This is a genomic window from Streptomyces sp. NPDC006551 (assembly GCF_040611675.1).
Classification (GTDB): Bacteria; Actinomycetota; Actinomycetes; order Streptomycetales; family Streptomycetaceae; genus Streptomyces.
On record NZ_JBEXOT010000042.1, the window covers coordinates 39,949 to 62,996 of the forward strand.

Consider the following 23,048-nt stretch of genomic DNA (forward strand, 5'->3'; position numbering starts at 1 on the left):
CCCCCGGTGACCGATATCGTGGGTCCCAGGTCGAAGAAACCGCGTCCCACCAGCCGCTTCACCGCCGCAGCGGCCCCGCCCACGCTTGCCCTCCGAGGAGCCGCACACCCATGGCCGAGCACCCCGAGCACCCCGCCTACCCCGTCGGGCTCCGCCTCTCCGGCCGCCGCGTCGTCGTCTTCGGCGGTGGCCAGGTCGCCCAGCGCAGGCTCCCCGCCCTCATCGCCGCCGGCGCCGACGTGACCCTGATCTCCCCGTCCGCGACCCCGTCCGTCGAGGCCATGGCGGAGGCCGGCGAGATCACCTGGGTCAAGCGCCGTTACGAGGACGGGGACATCGCCGACGCCTGGTACGCGCTCGTCGCCACCAGCGACCCCGTCGCGAACGCCGCCGCCTCCGCCGAGGCCGAGCGGACCAAGACCTGGTGCGTGCGCTCCGACGACGCCGAGGCGGCCACGGCCTGGACCCCGGCGACGGGACGCAGCGAGGGCGTGACCGTGGCGGTGCTCACCGGCCACGACCCCCGCCGCTCCGCCGCCGTGCGCGACGCCATCGTCGAGGGCCTGCGGGACGGTTCGATCGCGGCCCCGCAGCACCGTTCCCGTACCTCCTTCGTCGCGCTCGTCGGTGGCGGACCCGGCGACCCCGACCTGATCACCGTCCGCGGCCGCCGGCTGCTCGCCGAGGCCGACGTGGTCATCGCCGACCGCCTCGGCCCCCGTGACCTGCTCGACGAACTGCCCCCGCACGTCGAGGTGATCGACGCGGCGAAGATCCCGTACGGCCGTTTCATGGCCCAGGAGGCCATCAACAACGCGCTCATCGAGCACGCCAAGGCCGGCAAGTCGGTCGTGCGGCTCAAGGGCGGCGACCCGTTCGTCTTCGGGCGCGGCATGGAGGAGGCCCAGGCCCTCGCCGCCGAGGGCATCGCGTGCACCGTCGTCCCCGGCATCTCCAGCTCGATCTCCGTCCCCGGAGCGGCCGGGATCCCCGTCACCCACCGCGGTGTGGCGCACGAGTTCACCGTCGTCAGCGGCCATGTCGCCCCGGACGACCCGCGCTCACTGGTCGACTGGGCGTCGCTGGCCAAGCTCACCGGCACGCTGGTGATCCTCATGGGCGTGGACAAGATCGGGAAGATCGCGGAGGCGCTCGTCGCCCACGGCAAGGACCCCGAGACCCCGCTCGCTCTGATCCAGGAGGGCACCACGGCCACCCAGCGCCGGGTGGACGCGACCCTGGCCACGGTCGCCGAGACGGTCAAGGCCGAGGAGGTCCGCCCGCCGGCCGTCATCGTCATCGGCGAGGTCGTGGGCGAGGGCCCGGACAAGCTCGTGAAGTGACGAGGCTCCTGAAGTAACCAGGGGTAACGGAACCCCGCACCACACATTGGCACCGCATCCCGGACAAGGCAGTATCACCTCGTGGCCGAACTCATCACCATCGACGACCCCGACGACCCGCGACTGCGCGACTACACCGGCCTGACCGACGTCGAGCTGCGACGCAGACGCGAGCCCGCCGAGGGGCTGTTCATCGCCGAGGGGGAGAAGGTCATCCGCCGGGCCAGGCAGGCCGGTTACGAGATGCGGTCGATGCTGCTCTCCGCCAAGTGGGTCGACGTCATGCGCGACGTCATCGACGAGGTCCCGGCGCCCGTGTACGCGGTGCAGCCGGACCTCGCCGAGCGCGTCACCGGCTACCACGTGCACCGCGGCGCCCTCGCCTCCATGCAGCGCAAGCCGCTGCCGACGGCCGAGGAACTCCTGAGCACCGCTCGCCGGGTCGCCGTCATGGAATCGGTCAACGACCACACCAACATCGGGGCCATCTTCCGCAGCGCCGCCGCGCTCGGCATGGACGCGGTCCTGCTCTCCCCGGACTGCGCGGACCCGCTGTACCGCCGGTCCGTGAAGGTCTCCATGGGCGCGGTCTTCTCCGTCCCGTACGCCCGCCTGGAGACCTGGCCCCGCGGCCTGGAGGCGGTCAGGGAGGCGGGCTTCAAGCTGCTCGCGCTCACCCCCGACGAGAAGGCGACCCCGATCGACGTCGCGGCCCCGCACACGCTGGAGCGGGCGGCGCTGATGCTCGGAGCCGAGGGCGACGGCCTGTCCACGCAGGCCCTGCGCGCCGCCGACGAGTGGGTCCGGATCCCGATGGCCCACGGCGTCGACTCCCTCAACGTGGGCGCGGCCGCCGCCGTCGCCTTCTACGCGGTGGCGAGCGGCCGGCCCGAGAGCTGACCGGCCGGGCCGAGCCGGTCCCGTCGCTATCCCTGGAGGGCCTGGGCGGCCGCGATGCCCAGGGCCACCACCAGCGTCACCACGACGAAGACGAAGAGGCGCTGGCGCAGCAGGCGCGGGTTGGCGGGCCTGCGACCTGTCGAGGTGGTACGGCCACCGGCCCGGGAAGGCACGGGCCGGCCGTCGGGACGGGACTGCGAGGCACGTGAACCGCCGGTGCGGGGACCGGACGGCCGCGAGGCCGGCCCCCGCCCCCGCCCCTGCGTCGTGCGCTCGGTGTACCGCTCCGTCGGCCGACTGCCCGTCGCCGTCGCCTGCTCCGTACGCTCCCGCTGCGCCGGCGGGCGCGAGGCCGGGAGGCCCTGCGCCTCACGTGCGGCGATCTCCTTGAGCCGCATGGACAGCTGCAGCGTGCTGGGACGTTCCTCCGGGTCCTTCGCCAGACAGGCCCGGACGAGCGGGGCGAGCGCGTCCGGTACGCCGTGCAGCTGGGGCTCCTCGTGCACCACCCGGTAGAGCATGACCTCCGAACTGCCGTGCCCGAAGGGTGAGTCGGCCATCGCGGCGTACGCGAGGGTGGCGCCGAGCGAGAACACGTCCGTGGCCGGGGTGACGGCCGCGCCGCGTACCTGCTCGGGCGCGAGGAACCCGGGGGAGCCGACGGCCGTGCCCACATGGGTGAGGGTGCTGGCCCCGGTGGCCCAGGCGATGCCGAAGTCGATGATCCGGGGGCCCTTGGGGGACAGCAGGATGTTCGACGGCTTGAGGTCCCGGTGGACGACCCCGGCCTCGTGTACGGCGACCAGGCCCTCCGACAGCGCGGCACCGATCGCGGCCACGTCGGCGGCGCGCAGGGGCCCCTCCTCGGCGACGCGGTCGTGCAGCGAGGGGCCGGGCACGTACTGGGTGGCGAACCAGGGACGGTCGGCCTCCAGGTCGGCGGCGACCAGCCGGGCCGTGCAGCCGCCGCGGATGCGCCGGGCCGCGGAGACCTCGCGGGCGAACCGCGACCGGAACTCCTGGTCCTCGGCGAGGTCCGGCCGGATCACCTTCAGCGCGACGCGCTGGCCACGCCGGTCGGATCCCAGGTACACGACCCCCATCCCGCCGGCGCCGAGCCGCCGGTGGAGGCGGAACGACCCGACGATCCGCGGATCCTCGCGCCGGAGCCGCATCATCGCCATGTCCGTCCCCTCGTCCGTTCGACGAGGCACAGCTTACGTATTGGCGCCCCGGTGTGCTCATAGGCCGCGCCCTCGCACAGGGATCGATTGTCAGTGCTGGGGAGGACACTTGAGGGGTGATCAGAGCCGGCCGATTCTCCAACGTCCCTTCGGGAAAGGGGGGTTCGGTCGAGATGGTCGTGGAGGCCGGGGACAGGACACGGACGTACGAAGTGGGGGGCGGGCGGGGGGCGATCGAAGTGAGCGAAGTCACGCGCACCGGGGTGGTCGTCCGTGCGCCCCGTTCCACGGCCGCACGAGGGCCCGGGCCCCTCCGGGAAGACCCTCAGTCCTGACGCGGTCTCTCTCCACCCAGGGGAGTACGCCGTGGGGTCGCGGGTCATCCTCGGGGAGGCCCGGAAGTCGGTACGCGGGCATGACGTCCCTGCGGTGCCCGGTCCCTAATGTTGAAGGCAAGCGGCGGGTGCAGCACTCGTCCCCCGAGGTCAGACACCCGCCGCTGTCAGACACGACAGGAGAGGACCCATGGCGTACACGGCACCGCGGATGAACCCCCGCCCTTCGAGCCGGCGTCACCCCTTGGTGGCGACCGCCATGGTCCTCCCTCTCGCGACCCTGCTCGTGGTCGTCTTCGGCGGCTGGGACGCGGTGGTCACTCAGGCGTCGTCCGTGGGCGTGATGCTGGGGCGCTGAGCGGCGCCCCGGACCCGGGAGAGCGGCCCGGGTCGGGACATCCGGCCAACAACCCCGTGGGGACGGGGGTGCGGCGGACGGCAGCGTGTGGCCGGTCAGCTGGGGAGCTGACCGGCCCTCGCGCTTTTCCCCACGCCCGCGGCCTCCCACTCCCGCCGGCCCGGAGCCCTGCCGCCCTCGCGGGCGGTCCCCGCCCACGGGGAGTGCCACCCCCGTCGCTGCCTCTGCGCGGGCGGCGCGGTGGCGCGGAACTGCCCGGCCGCGCGCCTCGCTTCCCCGCCGCGGGGCCACGCCGTCCTCCCGTGCCCGGTGCGGGGCTGCCGCCCGGTCAGGCGCCTTGCTTTCCTGCTGCGGGATCACACTGTCCTCCGACGCCCGGCGCGGAGCTGCCGCCCGGCCGCGCGCCTCGCTTCCCCGCCGCGGGGCCACACCGTCATCCGTGCCCGGTGCAGGGCTGCCGCCCGGTCAGGCGCCTCGCTTCCCCACCGCGGGGGCCACACCGTCCTCCCGTGCCCGGCGCGGAGCTGCCGCCCGGTCAGGCGCCTCGCTTCCCCGCCGCGGGACCCACCGTCCTCCCACGCCCGCGCGGGGCTGCCGCCCGGTCAGGCGCCTCGCTTCCCCGCCGTGGGATCGGATCACACTGTCCTCCCGTGCCCGGCGCGGAGCTCCCGCCCAGGCTCGGGGCGGAGCCCCCGTACTGCGGCGTCGTCTTCCCCCGGGTGCCCCGCCGTCCTGCCCGGCTTTCCCCCGCGGTCGGCGGCGAAGCCGCCGCTTCGGGGCTCGGGGGCGGAGCCCCCGGACAGCCCTCACCCACCCACCAGCCCCCGGCAGGGTTTCGGGAAGGGGTGGGGTGGGGGAGTCTCCCCCGCCGCCGGCGGAGGCGCGCGCGGCGTACGCTCCCCACGTGCTCGCACCCGATCTCGACCTGCTGCGCTCTCTCGCGCGCGACGCCGCCCACGCGGACCCCGCTCCCTGTGCCTGCCCCCACGCGGTCCTCGCCGACCGCGAGGACGGCACCGTCGTGCGGCACGGCCCCCTCGTCCTCAAGGCACACGCGCCCGGCACCGGCGGTCAGGATCATCGCGCGCGGATCGCGGTGGCCGCGGACACCCGGCTCCAGGGCGTCCTCCTCCCGCCCCTCGCCCACCCCGACCGCACCGTGGACGGCCGCCCCCTCACGGCCTGGCCCTACGGCACCCCCGTCGACCCGGCCGACCCCGACGCGGCCCCCTGGGAGGACGCGGCCCGGCTCCTGGCCCGACTGCACCGGACCGCGCCGCCCGCCGGCCTTCCGCCCATGCGCGCCCCCGTCAAGGCCGCCCTGGCCGTCGAGCGGATGCGCCGGGCGGACGCCGCACCCCGCTCCGCCGTCGAAACCGTTCTGCGCGCCTGGCGCACCGTCCCGGAGGCGTCCGTCGCCACCTCCGGCCTCCTCTGCCACGGCGACTTCCACCTCGGCCAGCTGGTGCGCGAGCCGGGCACGCCCGACGGTCCCTGGCTCCTCATCGACGTCGACGACCTCGGCGTGGGCGACCCCGCCTGGGACCTGGCCCGCCCCGCCGCCTGGTTCGCCGCGGGCATCCTTCCCCCGGAGGTCTGGTCCCGGTTCCTCGGCGCGTACCAGGCCGAAGGCGGGCCGGCCGCCGCCCTCGGCGACCCGTGGGCCCGTCTGGACCTGCCCGCCCGCGCCCTGACCGTGCAGACCGCCGCGCTCGCCCTCGCCAAGGCCGCCGCCGAGAACCGCGTCCTCGACGAGGTCGAGGAGGTGATGATCGACACCTGCGCCCGAATAGGCTCCGGACGAACCGAGTTGGCCCCGCCCGCGTCCGCATAGAGTGAAAGCACATTCCGACGGCAGGGAGTTGAGTCGACATGCAGTGCCCCAAGTGCCATGCAGCGATGCACACGTACAACCGCAATGGCGTCCAGATCGAGCAGTGCAGCGGCTGTCGCGGGATATTCCTCGACTACGGCGAGCTGGAGTCCCTGACCCGGCTGGAGTCCCAGTGGGTCCAGCAGGCCCCGCCGGCCCCTGCCCCGCCCGCGTACCCGGCCCAGCCCGCCCCCGCGGCCCCCGCCTGGGGCGCCCCGCACCACGGCGGCCACCACGGCGGTCACTACCGCCAGCGCGGCTTCGGCCGGATGCTCTTCTCCTCCTGAGGTCCTCCTGACGATGCCCTCCTCAAGCAGGGCTCCTCCGGACGAGGTCTCGTCCGGAGGCCGGAGGAGGGGCAGTGGACACGAAGAAGCCCCCGGCTGCCAGAGGCGCCCGGGGGCTTCGTGTGGTGCGCGATACTGGGATTGAACCAGTGACCTCTTCCGTGTCAGGGAAGCGCTCTCCCGCTGAGCTAATCGCGCGGGCCGGTCCCAAACCATACAGGACCAGGGGTTTTACTGCGTGCGCGATACTGGGATTGAACCAGTGACCTCTTCCGTGTCAGGGAAGCGCTCTCCCGCTGAGCTAATCGCGCGGGGATCCTTGCGGACCAAGATCCTTACGGACCAGTGGACGATACTGGGATTGAACCAGTGACCTCTTCCGTGTCAGGGAAGCGCTCTCCCGCTGAGCTAATCGTCCTTGGAGGTGGAGACGGGATTTGAACCCGTGTAGACGGCTTTGCAGGCCGTTGCCTCGCCTCTCGGCCACTCCACCAGGAGTGAAACGGGGGTTCGGGAAGATCCCCCACATCGAGCGGACGACGAGATTCGAACTCGCGACCCTCACCTTGGCAAGGTGATGCTCTACCAACTGAGCCACGTCCGCTTGTCGTTTCCGTTTCGCTTGCGCGTCCCGGCGACGTGTTGAACTCTAGCGGATTCCCGGGCCAGTACAAAAACGCGTTTCCGCAGCGTGCTGAGCTGCGCGCTTGGCCACGCACCCGGCCGGGGGTCCGGGAGCGTTCGTGTGGCGTTCACTCCCCGTGTTCCCGGCGTGGCTCCCCGCCCTCACCCGCTCCTGGTCGCGCGCCCCCTCGTACGCCCCCGACGCCGGGCCCCCGCCCGCCCTAGACTCGCACCCGTGCACGACCTCGTTCCCCTGGCCCGCTTCGGCGGCCTCGTCGCGACCGACCTGCGGGATGTCACCCATGACCCCGAGGCCCTCGACTCCGCCGGCTTCTGGGCCGTCTCCGCGGACTTCGAGGGCCGTCTGACCTGCGCCCGCTTCGGCGACGTGCGGCCGGACCCCGTTCCCGCCCCCGTGCCGGGAGCCTGGCGCGGCCCCGCCGTCGGTGACTGGACGTCCTCGCTCGACCACGCCGCGTACACCGCGGGCGTCCGGCGGATCCGCGAGCACATCGCGCGCGGCGAGGTCTACCAGGCCAATCTCTGCCGGGTGATGTCCGCGCCGCTGCCCGAGCCGGAGACCGCCGACGTCGACGCCCTCACCGCGCTGCTCGCGCGCGGCAACCCCGCTCCGTACGCCGGAACGATTCGCCTCCCCGCCCACGGCGTCGAGATCGCCACCGCGTCCCCCGAGCTCTATCTGCGCCGTGACGGCCGCACCGTCGAGTCCGGTCCCATCAAGGGCACCGGCCGGACGGCCGAGGATCTCCTGGAGAAGGACCACGCCGAGAACGTGATGATCGTGGACCTCGTGCGGAACGACCTCGGCCGCGTCTGCGCGACCGGGTCCGTCACCGTCCCCGAGCTCTGTGCCGTCGAGCCCCACCCCGGCCTGGTCCACCTCGTCTCCACCGTCCGCGGCGAGCTCGAGGCGGAGGCCGGATGGCGGGAGCTGCTCGACGCCACCTTCCCGCCCGGGTCCGTCACGGGCGCCCCCAAGTCCAGCGCCCTGCGGATCATCGCGGCCCTGGAGACCGCCCCCCGTGGCCCGTACTGCGGTGGCATCGGCTGGGTCGACGCCGACCGACGCACCGCCGAGCTGGCCGTCGGGATACGCACCTTCTGGATCGACCGTGCCGACGGCGTGCTGCGCTTCGGCACCGGCGCGGGCATCACCTGGGGCTCCGACCCCGAGCGCGAGTGGGCGGAGACCGAATTGAAGGCGTCCCGCCTGCTGGCGGTAGCGTCGGGCACGTACGAGGCGAGCGGAAAGGCCATTTCTCGATGAAACTCTGGGTCAACGGCGGACTGTACGACGCGGCGGAAGCCCGGGTGTCCGTACTGGACCACGGCCTGACCGTCGGCGACGGCATCTTCGAAACGGTCAAGGCGGAACGCGGCGAGACCTTCGCCCTCACCCTGCACCTGGAGCGCCTCACCCGCTCCGCGCGCGGCCTGGGCCTGCCCGACCCCGACCTCGACGAGGTCCGCCGCGCCTGCGCCGCCGTCCTGGAGGCCAACCCGATGGAGCTCGGCCGGCTCCGCATCACGTACACCGGCGGAGTCTCCCCGCTCGGCTCCGAACGCGGCGACGCCGGCACCGGACTGGTCGTCGCGCTCGGCGAGACGAGCCGCCGCCCCGACACGACCGCCGTCATCACCGTCCCCTGGACGCGCAACGAGCGCGGCGCGCTCACCGGCCTGAAGACCACCTCGTACGCCGAGAACGTCGTCGCCCTCGCCAGGGCGCGTGAACAGGGCGCCTCCGAGGCGCTGTTCGCCAACACCGTCGGGCGGCTCTGCGAGGGCACCGGCTCCAACGTCTTCGTCGTGCTCGACGGCCGGATCCACACCCCGCCCGTCTCCTCCGGCTGCCTCGCCGGCATCACCCGCGCCCTCGCCGTGGAGTGGACCGGTGCCGAGGAGAGCGACCTCCCGCTGGACGTCCTGGACCGCGCCGAGGAGATCTTCCTTACCTCGACCCTCCGCGACATCCAGGCCGTCCACCGGGTCGACGGACGCGAACTGTCCGGCGCGCCCGGCCCCGTCACCGCCAAGGCGATGCGGGTCTTCGACGAGCGGGCGGCGGCGGACCGGGACCCGCGCCTCGCGTAAAAGCGGATGACGGGGGGCCGTCAGGTGGGTACAACACCCCTGATGACCACCACCCTGCGGCCGGCCGGGCCGCTCCAGCAGACGCCCGACGGCGGCCGTTCACGCACCTACGACGTGTGTGTGAACAGCCGTCGCGTCGGCTCCGTCCACCTCACCACCGCACCCGGATTCGGCGCCGCGTCCGGTGTGATCGAGGATCTGAACATCGACGAGCGGGATCGCCGCCGCGGCCGTGGCACCGTCGCCGCGCTCGCCGCCGAGGAGGTGCTCCGCGGCTGGGGCTGCCGCGAGATCCAGATCTCCGTCCCCGTCGGCGCCGAGGCGGCGCTGCGGATGGCCACCTCCCTCGGCTACGCCGAACGCAGCCGCAACATGGACAAGGAACTGCCGGCGGAGCCGCCCGCGCTCCCGCCGGGCGTCGAGATCCGCCCCATGACGGAGGCGGAGTTCGTGTCGTGGGAGGCGAAGGCCAAGGAGGACTTCGCGCGGAGCTGGATCGACCGTGGGGTGCCGGAGGAGCAGGCGCGCGCCAAGGCCGAGGCGAGCCACCGCGAGAACCTGCCGCGAGGTCTGGCCAGCCCTGGCGTCGCGATCCACGTGGTGACACGGGACGGGCAGGTCGTCGGACAGCTCTGGACCGGACGGCGCGAGCTGAGTCCCGGGCGGAACGGCGCGTACGTGTACGACATCGAGGTCGCCGAGGCCCAGCGCGGGCGCGGCGTGGGCCGCGCGCTGATGCTGCTCGCCGAACGGGTCGCCCTCGACGCCGGGGAGAGCCTGCTCGGACTCCATGTCTTCACCGGCAACACCCCGGCGATCCGCCTCTACGAGTCGCTGGGCTACCGCACCACGCACGTCAACAGCTACAAGGCGCTCCTCTAGGAGTCGTCCCGGCCGGCGGCGGCGAGCAGGCGGTCGACGATCTCCTCGATGCGCTCGCGCAGGCCGTCCTGGCTCTTGCCGCCGTCGAGACGGGTCCCGTCGACGACATAAGTGGGGGTGCCGGTGACCTTGATCGCCTTGCCCTCCGCCTGGTCCGCGTCGACGACCAGCAGATGCCGGCCGTCGATCAGGGCGGTGTCGAACTCCTCCGCGTCCAGACCGAGTTCGCGCGCCACCTCCAGCAGCACGGGCTCGCCCCGCTCGCCGAGGTCCGCGGTCCTGGCCAGCAGCGCCTCCGTGTACGGCCAGCCCTTGCCCTGCTCGGCCGCCTCCTCGGCGGCCTGGGCGGCGGCGTACGCGTGCTTGTGCTTCTCCAGCGGGAAGTGCCGCAGCCGTACGTCGACGCGCTCGCCGTACTTCTCGCGCAGCGCGCGCACGTCGTCGAGGGCACGGAGGCAGTCGGGGCACTGAAGGTCGAACCATGCCTCCAGGACGACGGGGGAGGAGGCGGACGTGGTGGTGGAGTCACTCATGGGAGCAGTCTTTCAGCCCGTGCGGCGTGGCCCAACCGGGACCTGGGGAGGAGATCGGCCCCCGGGTGACCCGGAGATCTCCCTGAGGTCCGCCCGGAACATGGCCGCGAGCCGCCCCGCCGGTGCAGGATGGAAGGGACGTTTCGTACGGCGCCGGGAGGATCGCATGCTTGCCGAGACCATCTGCTCCGCGGTGTCCGCGGCAGGCTTGGGCATCGCCGCGATCACGGCGTACCGCAAGCGCTTCCTCACCGCGGCCAGAATCGCCGCGTACGCCCTCGTGCCCGTCGGTCTGGTGATGACGGGCGCGGTGGAGTGGCTCGCCAGGACGGCCTTCAGTCCCATGGCCTGGGTCGGGTTCGGTGTGCTCGGCGTGGCGTGGCTGCTGTTCACGACCACCCGGGCCGTGGAGCGCCGCAGGGGCGGCCGCCGCGAGGAGGCGGTCGGTGAGGGACGGGGTGACGCCGTCGCGCCCGCCGCGTCCGCGCCCTCGCTCGGCCGGGGCCGGCGCGGCGCGACCCCGAAGCCGCAGGCCGCCGCGGGCGGAGACGACTTCAGCGACATCGAGGCGATCTTGAAGAAGCACGGGATCTGACCGGGATCGGGCCGGGGTTCTCCCGGCCGGCGCGTCCTCGGGATGGAAGAACTGGCCTCCGCGAGGGGCGTGTTGCGGGCGGTCCCGGCCGGTGACTACGCCATGATCGCCCCGAGATGCTGGAAACCTCGCGGGATCATGCCCCCGCCCCCACCGAAGAGCCGCGCGGCTGTCTGTTCGCGCTCTCCCAGCCGCCGCTGATGATCTTTCTTACGGTGATCGGCTGTCTGCTCCTGATGGCCGCCGTGCACGACCTCTTCCTGCTGTGAGCGGGCGGGCGTCGGCGGCTCAGCCGGCCGCTTCCTTGCGACGCGCCCGGTACGCGGCCACGTGGAGCCGGTTACCGCAGGTGCGGCTGTCGCAGTAGCGGCGCGAGCGGTTGCGGGAGAGGTCGACGAAGGCCCGGCCGCAGTCGGGCGCCTCGCAGCGCCGCAGCCGCTCCTGCTCGCCCGCGACGACGATGAACGCCAGTGCCATGCCGCAGTCGGCGCCGAGATGGTCGGCGACCGAGGCTCCCGGCGCGAAGTAGTGCACGTGCCAGTCGTAGCCGTCGTGGTCGGTGAGCTGCGGGGTGGTGCCCGCCGCCGCCACCAGCTGGTTGATGAGCGTGGCCGCGATCCGGGCGTCCGGCGCGGCGAAGACGGCCGCGAACCTCCCGCGCACCTCGCGCACGGCCTTGAGGTCGTGCGCGCTGAGCTCGCCCACGTCGCTGATGTCGTGGGCCCGCACGAAGGCGTGCAGCGCCTGGAGGTCCTGGAGCTCGTCGTCGCGGTCGCCCTGCGGCGCGGTGTTCATCAGATCGACGACGGTGTCGAGGGCAATCCGGGTGTCGTGGGGGATCAGCACGATTCGCTCCCTGGCCGGCTGCGGGCGGGCGCCCGCGGATTTGCGCTGACTCTAGCGGCTCGGTCGCGAGTGGCCGGGAGTGGTCCGAAAGCGGGCCGGAACGGGGCCGAAACCGTGCCACCACCGGCCGGCGCGACCCGGGAAACGGGCATCGGCGTCCTCGCCGCGCCGGCTACGCGGTGAGGACGCCGATGTCCGCCGTATGGGGTTGTCCGCGCGGCGCCGTCTCCCCGAGTCGGACGGCGCCGTGCGGCTCTCGGGCTGGCTCAGCTGTCGGCCAGGATGTGGGAGAGCTCCGTGTCGAGATCGAAGTGCCGGTGCTCGGTGCCCGGTGGCACGGCGGCGTCGGTCCGCTTGAGGAACGACTCCAGGGCCCTCGCCGGGGCCTCGAGCAGGGCTTCGCCCTCGGGAGAGCTCAACGCGATGCAGACGACGCCCTGGCCATGACTACGGGAGGGCCAGACTCGGACATCGCCGGTGCCGGTGGGCCGGTGCAGCCCCTCGGCGAGAAGGTCGCGGGCGAAGACCCACTCGACCGTCTCCTCGGCTCCGGTGTGGAAGGTGGCGTGCACGGCATACGGATCGGCCGTGTCATACCGCAGGCCCGCTGGTACAGGCAGTGAGGACTCGCTCGACACAACGAGGCGCAGGTGCAGCTCGCAGCTGACCGTGGTGTTCATAAGCGCCAGGGCCTTTCGCTCAGTGTGCGCTCGGGGATTCGCACGTCGGCGAAATCGACATGCCACCTACGGTGCCGTTGTAAACCCCTCTGTCTGTTTTGTGATCGTTCAGGTAGCTCGTATGGGGGTGGGTAACTATGGGTAATACCGCCATTCCGGTGACGGCCGCGAATCCGGTAGGTTGGAGCCCATGAATGCGGAGAGTGACGAGCGCGCCGGGGAGTCCGCGGCCGACGGGGAACCGGAGCTGGGATCCCGGGCCCCCGAGTTCATCAAGGCCCGCCGGACCCTGCACCTGAGCTGGCAGGTCGGCGTCTTCATCGTGGGACTCGCCGTGGTCGGCACCGGTATCGTGATGCTGCCGCTGCCCGGCCCCGGCTGGCTGGTGATCTTCGGCGGTATGGCGATCTGGGCGACCGAATTCGTCTGGGCCCAGCTCGTGCTCCGCTGGACGAAGCGGAAGGTGACCGAGGCCGCCCATCGGGCCCTCGACCCCAAGGTCCGCCGTCGCAACATCATCCTCACGACCGTGGGCCTCGCGATCGTCGCCGTGCTCGCCGGGATCTACCTCTGGAAGGTCGGCTTCGTCATGCCGTGGAAGATCGACCAGTGACCCCGTAGCCGGTCGAAGGCACCCGCTGACATGCGGTAATGTTTGCGGTGCGCCCGGGCGATTAGCTCAGTGGGAGAGCGCTTCGTTCACACCGAAGAGGTCACTGGTTCGAACCCAGTATCGCCCACCACCCGGACCGAAGGCCCGGAGACCGTAGAGGTCTCCGGGCCTTCGGCGTTCCCGCTCGCGGCCGTCAGCGCATCCGGCCCAGCCGCTCCCGGAGCCGGCGGGCGTCCCTCAGTCGCTGCTCGTACGTCGCGCCCACGGCCAGGAGCAGCAGGCCCGCAAGTGCCGGCGGCAGCCAGCGGGGGAGCGCCCCCACGGCCTGGACCACGTACGGCGCCAGCTCGTGCAGCCCGTCCAGGGCGAGGGTCGCGCCGCCCAGCACCAGCAGAGCCTGGAGCCGGAACCGGGCGCCCAGGAGCGTCACGGCGAGCGCGGCGACGCCGAGCAGCAGGGGACGTACCCAGTCGGGGTCCGTCCAGGCCACGAAGAGACTCGGCACCAGCGTCGCCGCCAGACCGGGGCCGTACGCCGTCCAGGAGGACGCCTCGGGGTCGCGGCGGCGGCGCAGCGCGCCGACCACCAGCGCGGGCACCGTGACCGGCAGCGTGTACGCCTCCGGTGTCTCCACGTCCGAGACCGCGAGCCGGACCCAGGTCGCCAGGAGGAACAGCCCCGCGGCCGTCCACGAGGCGAACCGGCGCCGCTCCGGACGTACCGCCGTCGCCGCCGCGATCACACCGCCCAGGGCGAGGACGAGCGCCAGCACCGCCGGCGCGGAGGCGGCGAGACCGACCGCGAGCAGCCCCACGGCCGCGCCGGTGACCTCCACGGGCAGCGCGAGCGGGTGCCGGCCGAGCCGCGCGCCCACGGCCGCCGTGGCCGCCGGGACCACGAGCAGCGCCAGCGCCGTGTGCCGGTCCGGGAACTCCGCGGCCGCCGCCGCGGCGAGGACGAGCCCGGTCGCCGCGCCCACCGCGACGCACGCCGCCACGGCGCGCCGGGCGCCGTCGGCGAGGAAGGACGCGGCCGTGAAAAGGCCGAGGAGCAGACCCAGCGCTACGAACGTCGCGCCCCGCGTGTCCAGGGCCACCGCGACGGTGCTGAACGCCGATGCCAGACCGCAGGCGAGCGCGCTCCAGGCGGCCACCTCCCGGGGCGGCATGGGAGCCCGCCCGGCGGGCCCCGCTGCCGGCCCCGGCCAAGATCCCCACCCGCTCCCCGGCGCCGCCGACGACGCCGGAGGAACGCCGCCACCGGCCTGATCGGCCGCGGCGGCCGAGCCGGAGCGGGGCGGGGTGTCACCGGCCGCCGCCTCCGCCGCGGTGGTGGCTCGAGCCGCAGCCGCGGGCCCGGCCGAGGTCACCGGTCCGCCGTCGTCGACGGCCTGGGCGGCCGTATGCGCCGGGCCGGGTGTCGCGTCGCCCGTCCCGGCCGATGCCGCCCCGGTCGACGCGCACGGGGCCGAGGCCCCGCGGCTCTCCGCAGAGGGCGCGCGCAACCCGCGCGTCAGGAGGTCCGGGCGCACCGCCAGGAACAGCGCCGCCGTCGTCGTCGTCAGCTGGAGAGCCAGCGTCGCGCCGTGCGACAGGGTCAGGGAGAGCGGCAGGACCGTCAGCACCGCCCAGGCCAGGAACAGGGCGCCGCAGCGGGCCCAGAGTCGCGGCACGGCGGTCAGGGCCGCCGCGGCGATCAGCAGGACGAGCGGCGCCGTCGCCGGATACGAGGAGAGCGTCGGCTCCACGTGCACGCCCGACCACACCTCCGTGGTCCGCGCCGCCGGAGCGAGCAGCGCCGCCCCCACCGGAGGCAGCGCCCACGCCACACCCAGCGCCAGCACCGCCGCCCCCGCGCTCGCCAGACCCAGCCTCACCGCACGCGGTGCCGCCGACCGCAGCACCGACGCCAGGGCCACCGCGCACACCACGTACCCCGGCACCTGCCAGTCGCCCGGCAGCAGCGCGCGCAGCACACCGCCCGCCGCCGCGATCACCGCGAGACCGGCCACCACCGAGGCCGCCGTCGCCGCCTGAGTCACCCGCCAGGCCAGGTACAGCGCCACCGCCGCGCCGGCCAGCAGCAGCGCGCCCGCCGGAACCGCCGACGTGAGCGACAGCAGGCCGCCCGTCAGCAGAGCCCAGCCCCCCAGCACCCCGCCACCGACGCCCGCCGTGATCCGCACCGCCGCGGGCTTCGCCCGGAGCGCCGGCACCAGATCCGCCGCGGCCGCCGCGAGCGTCGCCCAGGCCAGCGCGAGCGGGCCCCCGCCCGCCGCCAGCACGCCGAGCGGCAACGGAAGTTGAGCCGCCACCACCGCCACCGGCAGCGGAATCCGCAGTCGGCCGAGCGCCGAACCGTACGCCGTCCACGCGCCCGCGAGCACCGCCGACGCCACCGCCGCGTATCCCAGGCCGTCCGTGTCCGGCAGCGCCACCCGGTGCAGCGCGTACGCGTCGAGCACCATCAGGGCAAGCGCGAGCGCCGTCACCGCCTCCGCCGTGGAGGCGAGCCCCCGGCGCAGCAGCGCCACCGGGGCGCCGAGCGCCGCCGACGTCACGACGAACAGCACGGCCGCGCGGCCGCCGATCCCCATCGAGCCCCAGCTCACCAGGGTGAAGGCGACCGCCGCGATCGTCAGCAGGGCCCCGCCGAGGGTCAGCAGCACGTTCTGCGCGCTGCGCGGCGTGGAGTCAGGACGCGGCGGCGCCGCGGCCCAGGGAGCCGTCGGCGCGGGGCCCGCGACAGGAGGGTGCAGCACCTGCAGCAGCCAGGAGCGTCGGGCCAGCAAGTGAGCCCGCCGTGCGTCGAGTTGGGCCAGCTCGCGATCGACGAGCAGCAGCTCGTCCGCGGGCGGCAAGGGAGTGTTCATATCCGGAGTGTGGCCCCGGACACACTTTCGGGCCATGCGCGCGCGTACTCAGATATCGGCCTGAGTACGTACACACTGGGGGCATGGACCGGTACCACTACCGCTTCCGCAGCGTCTGGCGCCTGGCCGCCCCGCCCGAGGCGGTCTACGCCGTCCTCGAGCGCGGCGAGGCCTACCCCCTGTGGTGGCCCCAGGTCCGCGAGGTCGTCCCCGTCGACGAGGCCACCGGCACCGCCCGCTTCCGCTCCCTCCTGCCGTACGACCTCGTCGTCACGGTCGAGGCCCGGCACAGCGATCCCGTCGGTCACATCCTGGAGGCCGGACTCAGCGGCGATCTGGAGGGCTGGGTCCGCTGGACCCTCACCGCGCACGGCAGCGGCACCCGCGTGCTCTACGAGCAGGAGGTCGAGATCCGCAGCCCCCTGATGCGCCGGCTCGCCGTGCCCGCACGGCCCCTCTTCCGCGTCAACCACGCCCTGATGATGCGCGGCGGACGGCGCGGGCTCGCCGCGCGACTGCGTCCGGTTTGAAGGACACCCGCCGGGACCTGTATGGTTCAACCCGTTCCCGGGCGATTAGCTCAGCGGGAGAGCACTTCGTTCACACCGAAGGGGTCACTGGTTCGATCCCAGTATCGCCCACCGGGAGAGGCCGGTCCGTCAGAGACGGACCGGCCTTCCGCATTCCCGGAACGCGTAGGCACGCGACGGCGTACCGCTCACGCCGCCGCCCGCAGCTCCGGACGCAGGGGCCACGCCGGATCCACCGCCTCCGGCGTCCCGTTGCGCGCGAACCACGCCTGCAGTCCCCGAGCCTGCGCCGCGTGCCACACCGCCTGCAGGGTGTGCAGCTCGGCCGGCGACAGCCGGTCGAGCCGGGACGCGAACCGCCGCGCCACCGCCCGTACGAGATCCAGCGCGGCCGTCGCGTCCGCCGCCGCGTCGTGCGCGCCGTCCAGCTCCACGCCGTACTCCGCGCACAGATCCGTCAGCGTCCTGCGACCCTTGCGATAGCGGTCGAGATGCTTGTCGAGCACCCGTGGATCCAGGACGCACAGCGACGTGTTCTGCAGATACCGGCCCAGCGAGGAGGCGCGATGACGGCGCAACTCGCGGTCCAGGATCGTCAGATCGAAGGGTGCGTTCATCACCACCAGCGGCCGGCCGGCCGCACACTGCTCCGCCAGCGCCCGCGCCAGCTCCTCCATCACCGGAGCGGGCCAGCGTCCGTTCCGCTGCAGATGATCGTCCGTCAGACCGTGGACGGCCGTGGCCCCTTCGGGCACCGGCAGCCCCGGATTGACCAGCCAGCGCGTCACCCTCGGACGCCCGCCCGCCATGTCCTGGACGACGAGGGCGGCCGAGACGATCCGGTCCTCCTCGACGTCGACTCCCGTGGTTTCCGTGTCGAATGAGGCCAGGGGCCCCTCATACCAGTGCGTCATCCCCGAACTCCTCGCACCTGTCGGGCAGATGGCGATCCCCCTGCCCGAAACGGTGATACCCGGGCTGTTTGCACCGTACGCCGGGCGGTGACAACACAAGTGACGGGGAAGGGAATTGACATGGCGCTCGCCCAGCCCGAATCGGGAGGGCTGCCGCCCCAGCGGGCTGCACCGCTGCGCGGCACACTCGCCACCACCGCCTGTATGGAGACGCTTCAGGTGGGCTATCTGCACGCGGTCGCCGCGGCGGCGGGCTGTTCGCTGTCGCAGCCGTTCCCGGACAACGGCATCGACTGGCACGTGAGCCACAGCGCTCCCGGCCACACGGTCGACGACGAAGTGACCATCAAGGTGCAGCTCAAGTGCACCTACCAGACACCGCCACGGCTGCCCGGGTCCGCGTCCGGGGCGTTCTCGTTCACTCTCGACAACGACCATCTGGTGAAGCTCGCGCGGACCCCGGTCGCGGTCCACAAGATCCTGGTCGTGATGCTCGTGCCGCGATCCCAGGAGGACTGGCTGCGGGCCGGGCACGACCGGCTCGACCTGCGGCACTGCTGTTACTGGATCAACCTGGCCGGCCATCCGGTCACGGGACGGCACCGCACCACCGTGCGCATACCGACGGCGCGGATCTTCGACGACCGGGCGCTGTGCGAGATCATGACCCGCGTCGGCGTGGGAGGGAGACCTTGATGCACCGGCCGATCGACGAACCGGAGGGTGGGGCCGGCCACGGCCCCGTACCCCCGCCCTTCCGCCCCCACCCCATGCCCGGCGACCACCCCGGCGGCCTTCCCGGCCATCCCGGCCTCCCCGGCGGTCCCTGGGGCGAGGCCGGGGGAGCGCCGGACCCCGGGCACGTGGACCCGCGAGTCCTCGGTGCGCTCCTCGCCCGCCACGGCTGGCGGCGGCGCGGCGGCGCCCCGGGCCGCTACAGCCGCTGGACCCCGCCCGGCGGGGGCGCGGGCTTCGGCGCCACCAGTCTCCTGGTGCCGGAGAGCCGCGCCTTCCCCGACTGCGAGGACCTCCTCGGCGACGCCCTCACCGCACTCGCCCGCAGCGCCGCGCCCTCCGCCCGGGAGGTCCTGGTCGGACTGACCGTGCCCAGCGACGAGATCCGCTGGTGGCGGGATGTCCCGCCCGGGCCCACCGGCACCGTGCCCTGGAGCGTCCAGGAGCAGCTGAGGTCCGCCGCCCGTCAGCTCCTGCTGGCCGGCGCCCTCGCGGTCAGGGCGCGGGCCGGGTACTACGGCGCCCGCCACCGCCGCCAGGCCCAGGCGTCCCTGGAGGCGATCGTCGTCGGCGCCGCCCCCGAGGGCCGCGGCCTGACCGCGTTCGTCCCCGTCGACCCCGGCCGGGCCGTCGCCGTGCGCCTCTACCACGCGCTCCACGCCGCCCGGGAGGCCGTCGACTACCAGCGGGCCACCGGCGGTATGGAGGCCTTCGACACCGCCGTCGAGGCGGGGGTGAGCCGCGAGCTGACCGAGGCGCTCGTCTCCCTCGTCCGGGGCACCGAGGGCGCCGGGATCGCCGTGGAATGGGCCCCGGCGGCCGGGACACCGGAGGGTTGCGCCCCCCGCCCGGAACCGGTCGAGTTCTCGCCGGGCGACCTGCCCGCGCTCCGCGAGGCGGGCGTCCGCTATCTCACCGACGAGCCGTCCGTACCGGTACGGATCACCGGTGCCGTCGTCCGCATGCGCCGCTCCGGCCCGCGCGGTGAGGGAACCGTACGACTGAGGGTCCTGGGCGGCGCGGAGGTGTCTCATGTCCGGGTGGCCCTGGACGAGGAGTCGTACCGTACGGCCGGCCATGCCCATCTGGTGGGACTGCCGATCCGGGTGGTGGGACGCCTGGAGCGCAGGGGAGGCTTCCGGCGACTGACCGACGCCACGGGAGTCGTACCGGTGCAGGTGGACGAGGCGGAACGCGACCGGCTGATGAAGTCGCTGCACGAGAACCTCGACTTCTTCGAGGAGGCGTGCGGCGGCGAGTGACCGGAGGCGCGCCCTGGAGCCGGCTGGCGAGTGAGCCCGGCTCGCAGCCCGGAGGAGAACCGAGGCCCGAAAAGAATCGGTACGATCAACGGCGACGCGGCACCTCGTCTCTGCCGCGCACCGCCGGCGTCGGCACTTCGTATCTGCCCGCGCCCCTATGTATGGAGCACCAGTGTCTGATGTCCGTGTGACCGTCCAGTCCGCCTCAGGAGCCGAGGATCGGGCGGTGAGCGCGGGCACCACCGCCGGCGCCCTGTTCGCCGAGGACCGGTCGGTGATCGCCGCCCGTGTCGCCGGTGAACTGAAGGACCTCTCCTACGAGGTCAAGGACGGCGACGTCGTCGAACCCGTCGAGATCTCCTCCCCTGACGGTCTCGACATCCTGCGCCACTCCACCGCGCACGTGATGGCGCAGGCCGTGCAGGAGCTCTTCCCCGAGGCCAAGCTGGGCATCGGCCCGCCGGTCCGTGACGGCTTCTACTACGACTTCGACGTCGAGAGGCCGTTCACCCCCGAGGATCTCAAGGCCATCGAGAAGAAGATGCAGGAGATCCAGAAGCGGGGCCAGCGCTTCTCCCGCCGCGTGGTGACCGACGAGGCCGCCCGGGAGGAGCTCGCGAACGAGCCGTACAAGCTGGAGCTCATCGGGATCAAGGGCTCCGCCTCGACCGACGACGGCGCGAACGTCGAGGTCGGCGGCGGCGAGCTGACCATCTACGACAACCTCGACGCCAAGACCGGCGAGCTGTGCTGGAAGGACCTCTGCCGCGGTCCGCACCTGCCCACCACCCGGAACATCCCGGCGTTCAAGCTCATGCGCAACGCCGCCGCCTACTGGCGCGGCAGCGAGAAGAACCCGATGCTCCAGCGCATCTACGGCACCGCCTGGCCGTCGAAGGACGAGCTGAAGGCCCACCTCGACTTCCTCGCCGAGGCCGAGAAGCGCGACCACCGCAAGCTCGGCAACGAGCTCGACCTCTTCTCCATCCCGGACGAGATCGGCTCCGGCCTCGCCGTCTTCCACCCCAAGGGCGGCATCATCCGCCGGACCATGGAGGACTACTCGCGCCGCCGGCACGAGGAGGAGGGCTACGAGTTCGTCTACTCCCCGCACGCCACCAAGGGCGCCCTCTTCGAGAAGAGCGGCCACCTCGACTGGTACGCGGAGGGCATGTACCCCCCCATGCAGCTCGACGGTGGTACCGACTACTACCTCAAGCCCATGAACTGCCCGATGCACAACCTGATCTTCGACGCGCGCGGGCGTTCCTACCGTGAACTGCCGCTGCGCCTCTTCGAGTTCGGCACCGTGTACCGGTACGAGAAGTCCGGCGTCGTGCACGGTCTGACCCGGGCCCGCGGCTTCACCCAGGACGACGCGCACATCTACTGCACCCGCGAGCAGATGGCGGAGGAGCTCGACCGCACCCTCACCTTCGTCCTCAACCTGCTGCGCGACTACGGTCTGACCGACTTCTACCTGGAGCTGTCCACCAAGGACCCGGAGAAGTTCGTCGGCTCGGACGAGGTCTGGGAGGAGGCCACCGCGGTCCTCCAGCAGGTGGCCGAGAAGCAGGGTCTCCCGCTGACCCCCGACCCGGGCGGCGCGGCCTTCTACGGCCCGAAGATCTCCGTCCAGGCGCGGGACGCCATCGGCCGTACCTGGCAGATGTCGACCGTGCAGCTCGACTTCAACCTGCCGGAGCGCTTCGACCTGGAGTACACCGGTCCGGACGGCACCAAGCAGCGCCCGGTCATGATCCACCGCGCGCTGTTCGGCTCGATCGAGCGCTTCTTCGCCGTGCTCCTGGAGCACTACGCGGGCGCCATGCCGCCGTGGCTGGCTCCGGTGCAGGCGGTCGGCATCCCGATCGGCGACGCGCACGTCGACTACCTGCAGGAGTTCGCCGCCGAGGCGAAGAAGAAGGGTCTGCGGGTCGAGGTGGACGCCTCCTCCGACCGGATGCAGAAGAAGATCAGGAACCAGCAGAAGCAGAAGGTCCCGTTCATGATCATCGTCGGTGACGAGGACATGGCCGCGGGCACCGTCTCCTTCCGCTACCGCGACGGTTCGCAGGAGAACGGCATCCCGCGCGACGAGGCGCTGGCCAAGCTCCTCGACGTGGTGGAGCGCCGCGTCCAGGTCTGACACGCGCGGAGGTCACGAGGCCCCCGGGGAATCCCCCGGGGGCCTCTTCTCGTCCTCCCGCGCGAAGGTCTGGATCAGCCAGGACGAGAACGAGCCCGTCACCGCGCCGAGGAGCGCAAGCCCGCACGCCATCAGACCCACCGCCGTCATCCGGCCGACCGGCGTCACCGGGGCCACGTCCCCGTATCCCACCGTCGCCAGCGTCGCGCACGTCCACCAGACCGCGTCCCCGAAGGTACGGACCGTGGCGCCGGGCGCCCCGTACTCGTGGTCGTAGACGGTGAGCGCGCCCGCGAAACCCAGCAGCGCCACCGTGAGGCCGGCGTAGACCATGACCCGGGCGTACAGGGTGAGCCGCGGCTTGTCGTGGCGCCGCTGGACCCTCTCGTACAGGCGGACCATCCGCAGCGGACGCAGCAGCGGCAACATCAGGACCACCGTGTCCAGAGGATGGACGCGGACGAACCGCAGAGGGCCGAGCCCGCTCAGCCGCAGCCGTACCGCGTAGTCGACGGCGAAGACCGCCCAGGCGGCGAAGATGACCGCCAGACAGAGGCCCCGCCCTCCCGGCGGGAGACCGCGGGCCAGGATCCGGACCGTGTAGCCCGCGAGGAAGGCCACCGACGCCACGGCGAGCGGGAGCTCCGCACGGCGCTCCCAGCGCTCCTGTTTTCGCGGCCTGTCGTTCATCGGATCAGCATCGCCGCTGCGGAGGATCCTCGCCCCGCCGATCTGTTCCGAACGGGCGAAGCAATATGCTGCACAGCATGACGATTGAGCCGGAGCAGCAGATCGGAGTGGGGACGCAGGACGCGTTCCAGCGCCTGTGGACGCCTCACCGGATGGCGTACATCCAGGGCGAGAACAAGCCGACCGGGCCAGGGGCCAGGGACGGCTGTCCGTTCTGCGCGATTCCGTCGAAGTCGGACGAGGACGGACTCGTGATCGCGCGCGGCGAGACGGTGTACGCCGTACTGAATCTCTATCCGTACAACGGCGGACATCTGATGGTGGTGCCCTACCGTCACGTCGCCGACTACACGGATCTGAACGCGGCGGAGACGGCCGAGCTCGGCGCGTTCACCAAGCAGGCGATGATCGCGCTCCGGAACGCGTCCGGCGCGCACGGCTTCAACATCGGCATGAACCAGGGCTCCGTCGCGGGTGCCGGGATCGCCGCCCATCTGCACCAGCACGTCGTGCCCCGCTGGGGCGGCGACACCAACTTCATGCCGGTCGTCGGCCATACGAAGGTGCTTCCGCAGCTCCTCGCCGACACCCGCGCGATGCTCGCCGACGCCTGGCCGGCGTCGTCCGAGCCGGCCTAGGGCGTGTCTTTCGGATCTTGCCGGGCTCGCGGCGTCCGGCACGCACGCTCGCCGCGTTGTCGTCGGTCGCCAACGCTCCGCGTTGTCTCC

23 protein-coding genes and 7 tRNA genes are annotated in these 23,048 nt (G+C 72.8%); 18 read left to right on the forward strand and 12 right to left on the reverse strand.

Annotated features, from left to right (window positions below):
* The first annotated feature begins 110 nt into the window (after positions 1-110).
* Both cobA and ABZY12_RS28100 read left to right on the forward strand, forming a co-directional pair.
* Complete coding sequence (cobA, locus tag ABZY12_RS28095) at positions 111-1,343, forward strand: uroporphyrinogen-III C-methyltransferase (RefSeq protein WP_356895107.1); 1,233 nt, start codon at positions 111-113, stop codon at positions 1,341-1,343.
* An 81-nt stretch (positions 1,344-1,424) separates the two neighbouring features.
* On the forward strand, positions 1,425-2,243 hold the full coding sequence (locus ABZY12_RS28100) for an RNA methyltransferase (protein WP_356895109.1): 819 nt from the start codon (positions 1,425-1,427) through the stop codon (positions 2,241-2,243).
* Positions 2,244-2,269: 26 nt separating this feature from the next.
* Here the strand turns inward: ABZY12_RS28100 and ABZY12_RS28105 are convergent, their stop codons facing one another.
* Positions 2,270-3,427: a serine/threonine-protein kinase gene (locus tag ABZY12_RS28105; RefSeq protein ID WP_356895111.1), complete on the reverse strand. Its 1,158-nt coding sequence runs from the start codon at positions 3,425-3,427 to the stop codon at positions 2,270-2,272.
* Between the two features lie 525 nt (positions 3,428-3,952).
* On the opposite strand from ABZY12_RS28105, the gene ABZY12_RS28110 reads away from it, so the two are divergent.
* The 3 genes from ABZY12_RS28110 to ABZY12_RS28120 all read left to right on the forward strand — a co-directional run bounded on the left by ABZY12_RS28110 (position 3,953) and on the right by ABZY12_RS28120 (position 6,280).
* A complete protein-coding gene (locus ABZY12_RS28110) occupies positions 3,953-4,120 on the forward strand; it encodes a hypothetical protein (RefSeq protein WP_356895113.1) in 168 nt (55 codons plus the stop codon).
* Positions 4,121-5,024: 904 nt separating this feature from the next.
* Positions 5,025-5,954: an aminoglycoside phosphotransferase family protein gene (locus ABZY12_RS28115; protein ID WP_356895115.1), complete on the forward strand. Its 930-nt coding sequence runs from the start codon at positions 5,025-5,027 to the stop codon at positions 5,952-5,954.
* Positions 5,955-5,992: 38 nt separating this feature from the next.
* A complete protein-coding gene (locus tag ABZY12_RS28120; protein WP_356895117.1) occupies positions 5,993-6,280 on the forward strand; it encodes a zf-TFIIB domain-containing protein in 288 nt (95 codons plus the stop codon).
* Between the two features lie 123 nt (positions 6,281-6,403).
* On the opposite strand, the gene ABZY12_RS28125 is transcribed toward ABZY12_RS28120, so the two are convergent.
* The 5 genes from ABZY12_RS28125 to ABZY12_RS28145 form a co-directional block, all read right to left on the reverse strand.
* A tRNA-Val gene (locus ABZY12_RS28125) sits at positions 6,404-6,478 on the reverse strand.
* A 41-nt stretch (positions 6,479-6,519) separates the two neighbouring features.
* Positions 6,520-6,591, reverse strand: a tRNA-Val gene (locus ABZY12_RS28130).
* A gap of 35 nt (positions 6,592-6,626) precedes the next feature.
* Positions 6,627-6,698 (reverse strand) — tRNA-Val (locus tag ABZY12_RS28135).
* A gap of 1 nt (position 6,699) precedes the next feature.
* Positions 6,700-6,773: transfer RNA gene (locus ABZY12_RS28140), tRNA-Cys, on the reverse strand.
* Between the two features lie 38 nt (positions 6,774-6,811).
* A tRNA-Gly gene (locus tag ABZY12_RS28145) sits at positions 6,812-6,884 on the reverse strand.
* Positions 6,885-7,139: 255 nt separating this feature from the next.
* Here ABZY12_RS28145 and ABZY12_RS28150 point away from each other — a divergent pair.
* The 3 genes from ABZY12_RS28150 to ABZY12_RS28160 are packed head-to-tail and all read left to right on the forward strand — an operon-like array spanning position 7,140 to position 9,901.
* Positions 7,140-8,192: a chorismate-binding protein gene (locus tag ABZY12_RS28150; protein WP_356895119.1), complete on the forward strand. Its 1,053-nt coding sequence runs from the start codon at positions 7,140-7,142 to the stop codon at positions 8,190-8,192.
* A complete protein-coding gene (locus ABZY12_RS28155) occupies positions 8,189-9,019 on the forward strand; it encodes an aminodeoxychorismate lyase (protein ID WP_356895121.1) in 831 nt (276 codons plus the stop codon). Before ABZY12_RS28150 ends, ABZY12_RS28155 begins: the two co-directional genes overlap by 4 nt.
* 42 nt (positions 9,020-9,061) lie before the next feature.
* Positions 9,062-9,901, forward strand: coding sequence for a GNAT family N-acetyltransferase (locus ABZY12_RS28160; RefSeq protein WP_356895123.1), 840 nt, complete (start codon positions 9,062-9,064; stop codon positions 9,899-9,901).
* On the opposite strand, the gene ABZY12_RS28165 is transcribed toward ABZY12_RS28160, so the two are convergent.
* Positions 9,898-10,434 (reverse strand): DsbA family protein, encoded by a 537-nt coding sequence (locus ABZY12_RS28165; RefSeq protein WP_356895125.1) that lies wholly within the window; start codon positions 10,432-10,434, stop codon positions 9,898-9,900. The genes ABZY12_RS28160 and ABZY12_RS28165 overlap by 4 nt on opposite strands.
* Positions 10,435-10,600: 166 nt before the next feature.
* On the opposite strand from ABZY12_RS28165, the gene ABZY12_RS28170 reads away from it, so the two are divergent.
* Together ABZY12_RS28170 and ABZY12_RS28175 are read left to right on the forward strand one after the other, a co-directional pair.
* A complete protein-coding gene (locus tag ABZY12_RS28170) occupies positions 10,601-11,029 on the forward strand; it encodes a hypothetical protein (RefSeq protein WP_356895127.1) in 429 nt (142 codons plus the stop codon).
* A 116-nt stretch (positions 11,030-11,145) separates the two neighbouring features.
* A complete protein-coding gene (locus ABZY12_RS28175) occupies positions 11,146-11,298 on the forward strand; it encodes a hypothetical protein (RefSeq protein WP_356895129.1) in 153 nt (50 codons plus the stop codon).
* 19 nt (positions 11,299-11,317) lie between these two features.
* Here ABZY12_RS28175 and ABZY12_RS28180 read toward each other — a convergent pair whose 3' ends face one another.
* Together ABZY12_RS28180 and ABZY12_RS28185 are read right to left on the reverse strand one after the other, a co-directional pair.
* Positions 11,318-11,875 (reverse strand): CGNR zinc finger domain-containing protein, encoded by a 558-nt coding sequence (locus tag ABZY12_RS28180; protein ID WP_356895131.1) that lies wholly within the window; start codon positions 11,873-11,875, stop codon positions 11,318-11,320.
* 266 nt (positions 11,876-12,141) lie between these two features.
* Positions 12,142-12,555, reverse strand: a complete 414-nt coding sequence (locus tag ABZY12_RS28185; RefSeq protein ID WP_015032345.1) for an SsgA family sporulation/cell division regulator — start codon at positions 12,553-12,555, stop codon at positions 12,142-12,144.
* A gap of 190 nt (positions 12,556-12,745) precedes the next feature.
* Between ABZY12_RS28185 and ABZY12_RS28190 the strand changes: the two genes are divergently transcribed.
* Together ABZY12_RS28190 and ABZY12_RS28195 are read left to right on the forward strand one after the other, a co-directional pair.
* On the forward strand, positions 12,746-13,168 hold the full coding sequence (locus tag ABZY12_RS28190) for a TIGR02611 family protein (protein WP_356895133.1): 423 nt from the start codon (positions 12,746-12,748) through the stop codon (positions 13,166-13,168).
* A gap of 55 nt (positions 13,169-13,223) precedes the next feature.
* Positions 13,224-13,298: transfer RNA gene (locus tag ABZY12_RS28195), tRNA-Val, on the forward strand.
* Between the two features lie 63 nt (positions 13,299-13,361).
* On the opposite strand, the gene ABZY12_RS28200 is transcribed toward ABZY12_RS28195, so the two are convergent.
* On the reverse strand, positions 13,362-16,040 hold the full coding sequence (locus ABZY12_RS28200; RefSeq protein ID WP_356895135.1) for a hypothetical protein: 2,679 nt from the start codon (positions 16,038-16,040) through the stop codon (positions 13,362-13,364).
* 83 nt (positions 16,041-16,123) lie between these two features.
* Here ABZY12_RS28200 and ABZY12_RS28205 point away from each other — a divergent pair, with 83 nt between their 5' ends.
* Both ABZY12_RS28205 and ABZY12_RS28210 read left to right on the forward strand, forming a co-directional pair.
* Positions 16,124-16,570, forward strand: coding sequence for an SRPBCC family protein (locus ABZY12_RS28205; protein WP_356895137.1), 447 nt, complete (start codon positions 16,124-16,126; stop codon positions 16,568-16,570).
* Positions 16,571-16,609: 39 nt separating this feature from the next.
* Positions 16,610-16,681, forward strand: a tRNA-Val gene (locus ABZY12_RS28210).
* Positions 16,682-16,758: 77 nt separating this feature from the next.
* On the opposite strand, the gene ABZY12_RS28215 is transcribed toward ABZY12_RS28210, so the two are convergent.
* Positions 16,759-17,484 (reverse strand): 3'-5' exonuclease, encoded by a 726-nt coding sequence (locus ABZY12_RS28215; protein ID WP_356895139.1) that lies wholly within the window; start codon positions 17,482-17,484, stop codon positions 16,759-16,761.
* Between the two features lie 120 nt (positions 17,485-17,604).
* Here ABZY12_RS28215 and ABZY12_RS28220 point away from each other — a divergent pair, with 120 nt between their 5' ends.
* The 3 genes from ABZY12_RS28220 (at position 17,605) to thrS (ending at position 21,630) form a co-directional block, all read left to right on the forward strand.
* On the forward strand, positions 17,605-18,180 hold the full coding sequence (locus ABZY12_RS28220) for a DUF4365 domain-containing protein (protein ID WP_356895141.1): 576 nt from the start codon (positions 17,605-17,607) through the stop codon (positions 18,178-18,180).
* Positions 18,180-19,481, forward strand: coding sequence for a hypothetical protein (locus tag ABZY12_RS28225; RefSeq protein ID WP_356895143.1), 1,302 nt, complete (start codon positions 18,180-18,182; stop codon positions 19,479-19,481). The genes ABZY12_RS28220 and ABZY12_RS28225 overlap by 1 nt, the downstream gene beginning before the upstream one ends.
* A 172-nt stretch (positions 19,482-19,653) precedes the next feature.
* Positions 19,654-21,630, forward strand: a complete 1,977-nt coding sequence (thrS, locus tag ABZY12_RS28230) for a threonine--tRNA ligase (RefSeq protein WP_356895145.1) — start codon at positions 19,654-19,656, stop codon at positions 21,628-21,630.
* A gap of 12 nt (positions 21,631-21,642) precedes the next feature.
* Here thrS and ABZY12_RS28235 read toward each other — a convergent pair whose 3' ends face one another.
* A complete protein-coding gene (locus tag ABZY12_RS28235; RefSeq protein ID WP_356895147.1) occupies positions 21,643-22,320 on the reverse strand; it encodes a potassium channel family protein in 678 nt (225 codons plus the stop codon).
* Positions 22,321-22,385: 65 nt separating this feature from the next.
* Here ABZY12_RS28235 and ABZY12_RS28240 point away from each other — a divergent pair, with 65 nt between their 5' ends.
* Positions 22,386-22,958, forward strand: a complete 573-nt coding sequence (locus ABZY12_RS28240; protein ID WP_356895149.1) for an HIT domain-containing protein — start codon at positions 22,386-22,388, stop codon at positions 22,956-22,958.
* Positions 22,959-23,048: the final 90 nt, after the last annotated feature.

Bases quoted from the DNA above. Each gene is read 5' to 3' on its own strand.
- ABZY12_RS28105 (WP_356895111.1), bottom strand. From the start codon at position 3,427: ATGGCGATGATGCGGCTCCGGCGCGAGGATCCGCGGATCGTCGGGTCG.
- ABZY12_RS28220 (WP_356895141.1), top strand. From the start codon at position 17,605: ATGGCGCTCGCCCAGCCCGAATCGGGAGGGCTGCCGCCCCAGCGGGCT.
- ABZY12_RS28120 (WP_356895117.1), top strand. From the start codon at position 5,993: ATGCAGTGCCCCAAGTGCCATGCAGCGATGCACACGTACAACCGCAAT.
- ABZY12_RS28160 (WP_356895123.1), top strand. From the start codon at position 9,062: ATGACCACCACCCTGCGGCCGGCCGGGCCGCTCCAGCAGACGCCCGAC.
- ABZY12_RS28205 (WP_356895137.1), top strand. From the start codon at position 16,124: ATGGACCGGTACCACTACCGCTTCCGCAGCGTCTGGCGCCTGGCCGCC.
- ABZY12_RS28175 (WP_356895129.1), top strand. From the start codon at position 11,146: ATGCTGGAAACCTCGCGGGATCATGCCCCCGCCCCCACCGAAGAGCCG.
- ABZY12_RS28185 (WP_015032345.1), bottom strand. From the start codon at position 12,555: ATGAACACCACGGTCAGCTGCGAGCTGCACCTGCGCCTCGTTGTGTCG.
- ABZY12_RS28190 (WP_356895133.1), top strand. From the start codon at position 12,746: ATGAATGCGGAGAGTGACGAGCGCGCCGGGGAGTCCGCGGCCGACGGG.
- ABZY12_RS28165 (WP_356895125.1), bottom strand. From the start codon at position 10,434: ATGAGTGACTCCACCACCACGTCCGCCTCCTCCCCCGTCGTCCTGGAG.
- cobA (WP_356895107.1), top strand. From the start codon at position 111: ATGGCCGAGCACCCCGAGCACCCCGCCTACCCCGTCGGGCTCCGCCTC.
- ABZY12_RS28170 (WP_356895127.1), top strand. From the start codon at position 10,601: ATGCTTGCCGAGACCATCTGCTCCGCGGTGTCCGCGGCAGGCTTGGGC.
- ABZY12_RS28215 (WP_356895139.1), bottom strand. From the start codon at position 17,484: ATGACGCACTGGTATGAGGGGCCCCTGGCCTCATTCGACACGGAAACC.
- ABZY12_RS28240 (WP_356895149.1), top strand. From the start codon at position 22,386: ATGCTGCACAGCATGACGATTGAGCCGGAGCAGCAGATCGGAGTGGGG.
- ABZY12_RS28200 (WP_356895135.1), bottom strand. From the start codon at position 16,040: ATGAACACTCCCTTGCCGCCCGCGGACGAGCTGCTGCTCGTCGATCGC.
- ABZY12_RS28235 (WP_356895147.1), bottom strand. From the start codon at position 22,320: ATGAACGACAGGCCGCGAAAACAGGAGCGCTGGGAGCGCCGTGCGGAG.
- ABZY12_RS28225 (WP_356895143.1), top strand. From the start codon at position 18,180: ATGCACCGGCCGATCGACGAACCGGAGGGTGGGGCCGGCCACGGCCCC.
- ABZY12_RS28155 (WP_356895121.1), top strand. From the start codon at position 8,189: ATGAAACTCTGGGTCAACGGCGGACTGTACGACGCGGCGGAAGCCCGG.
- ABZY12_RS28110 (WP_356895113.1), top strand. From the start codon at position 3,953: ATGGCGTACACGGCACCGCGGATGAACCCCCGCCCTTCGAGCCGGCGT.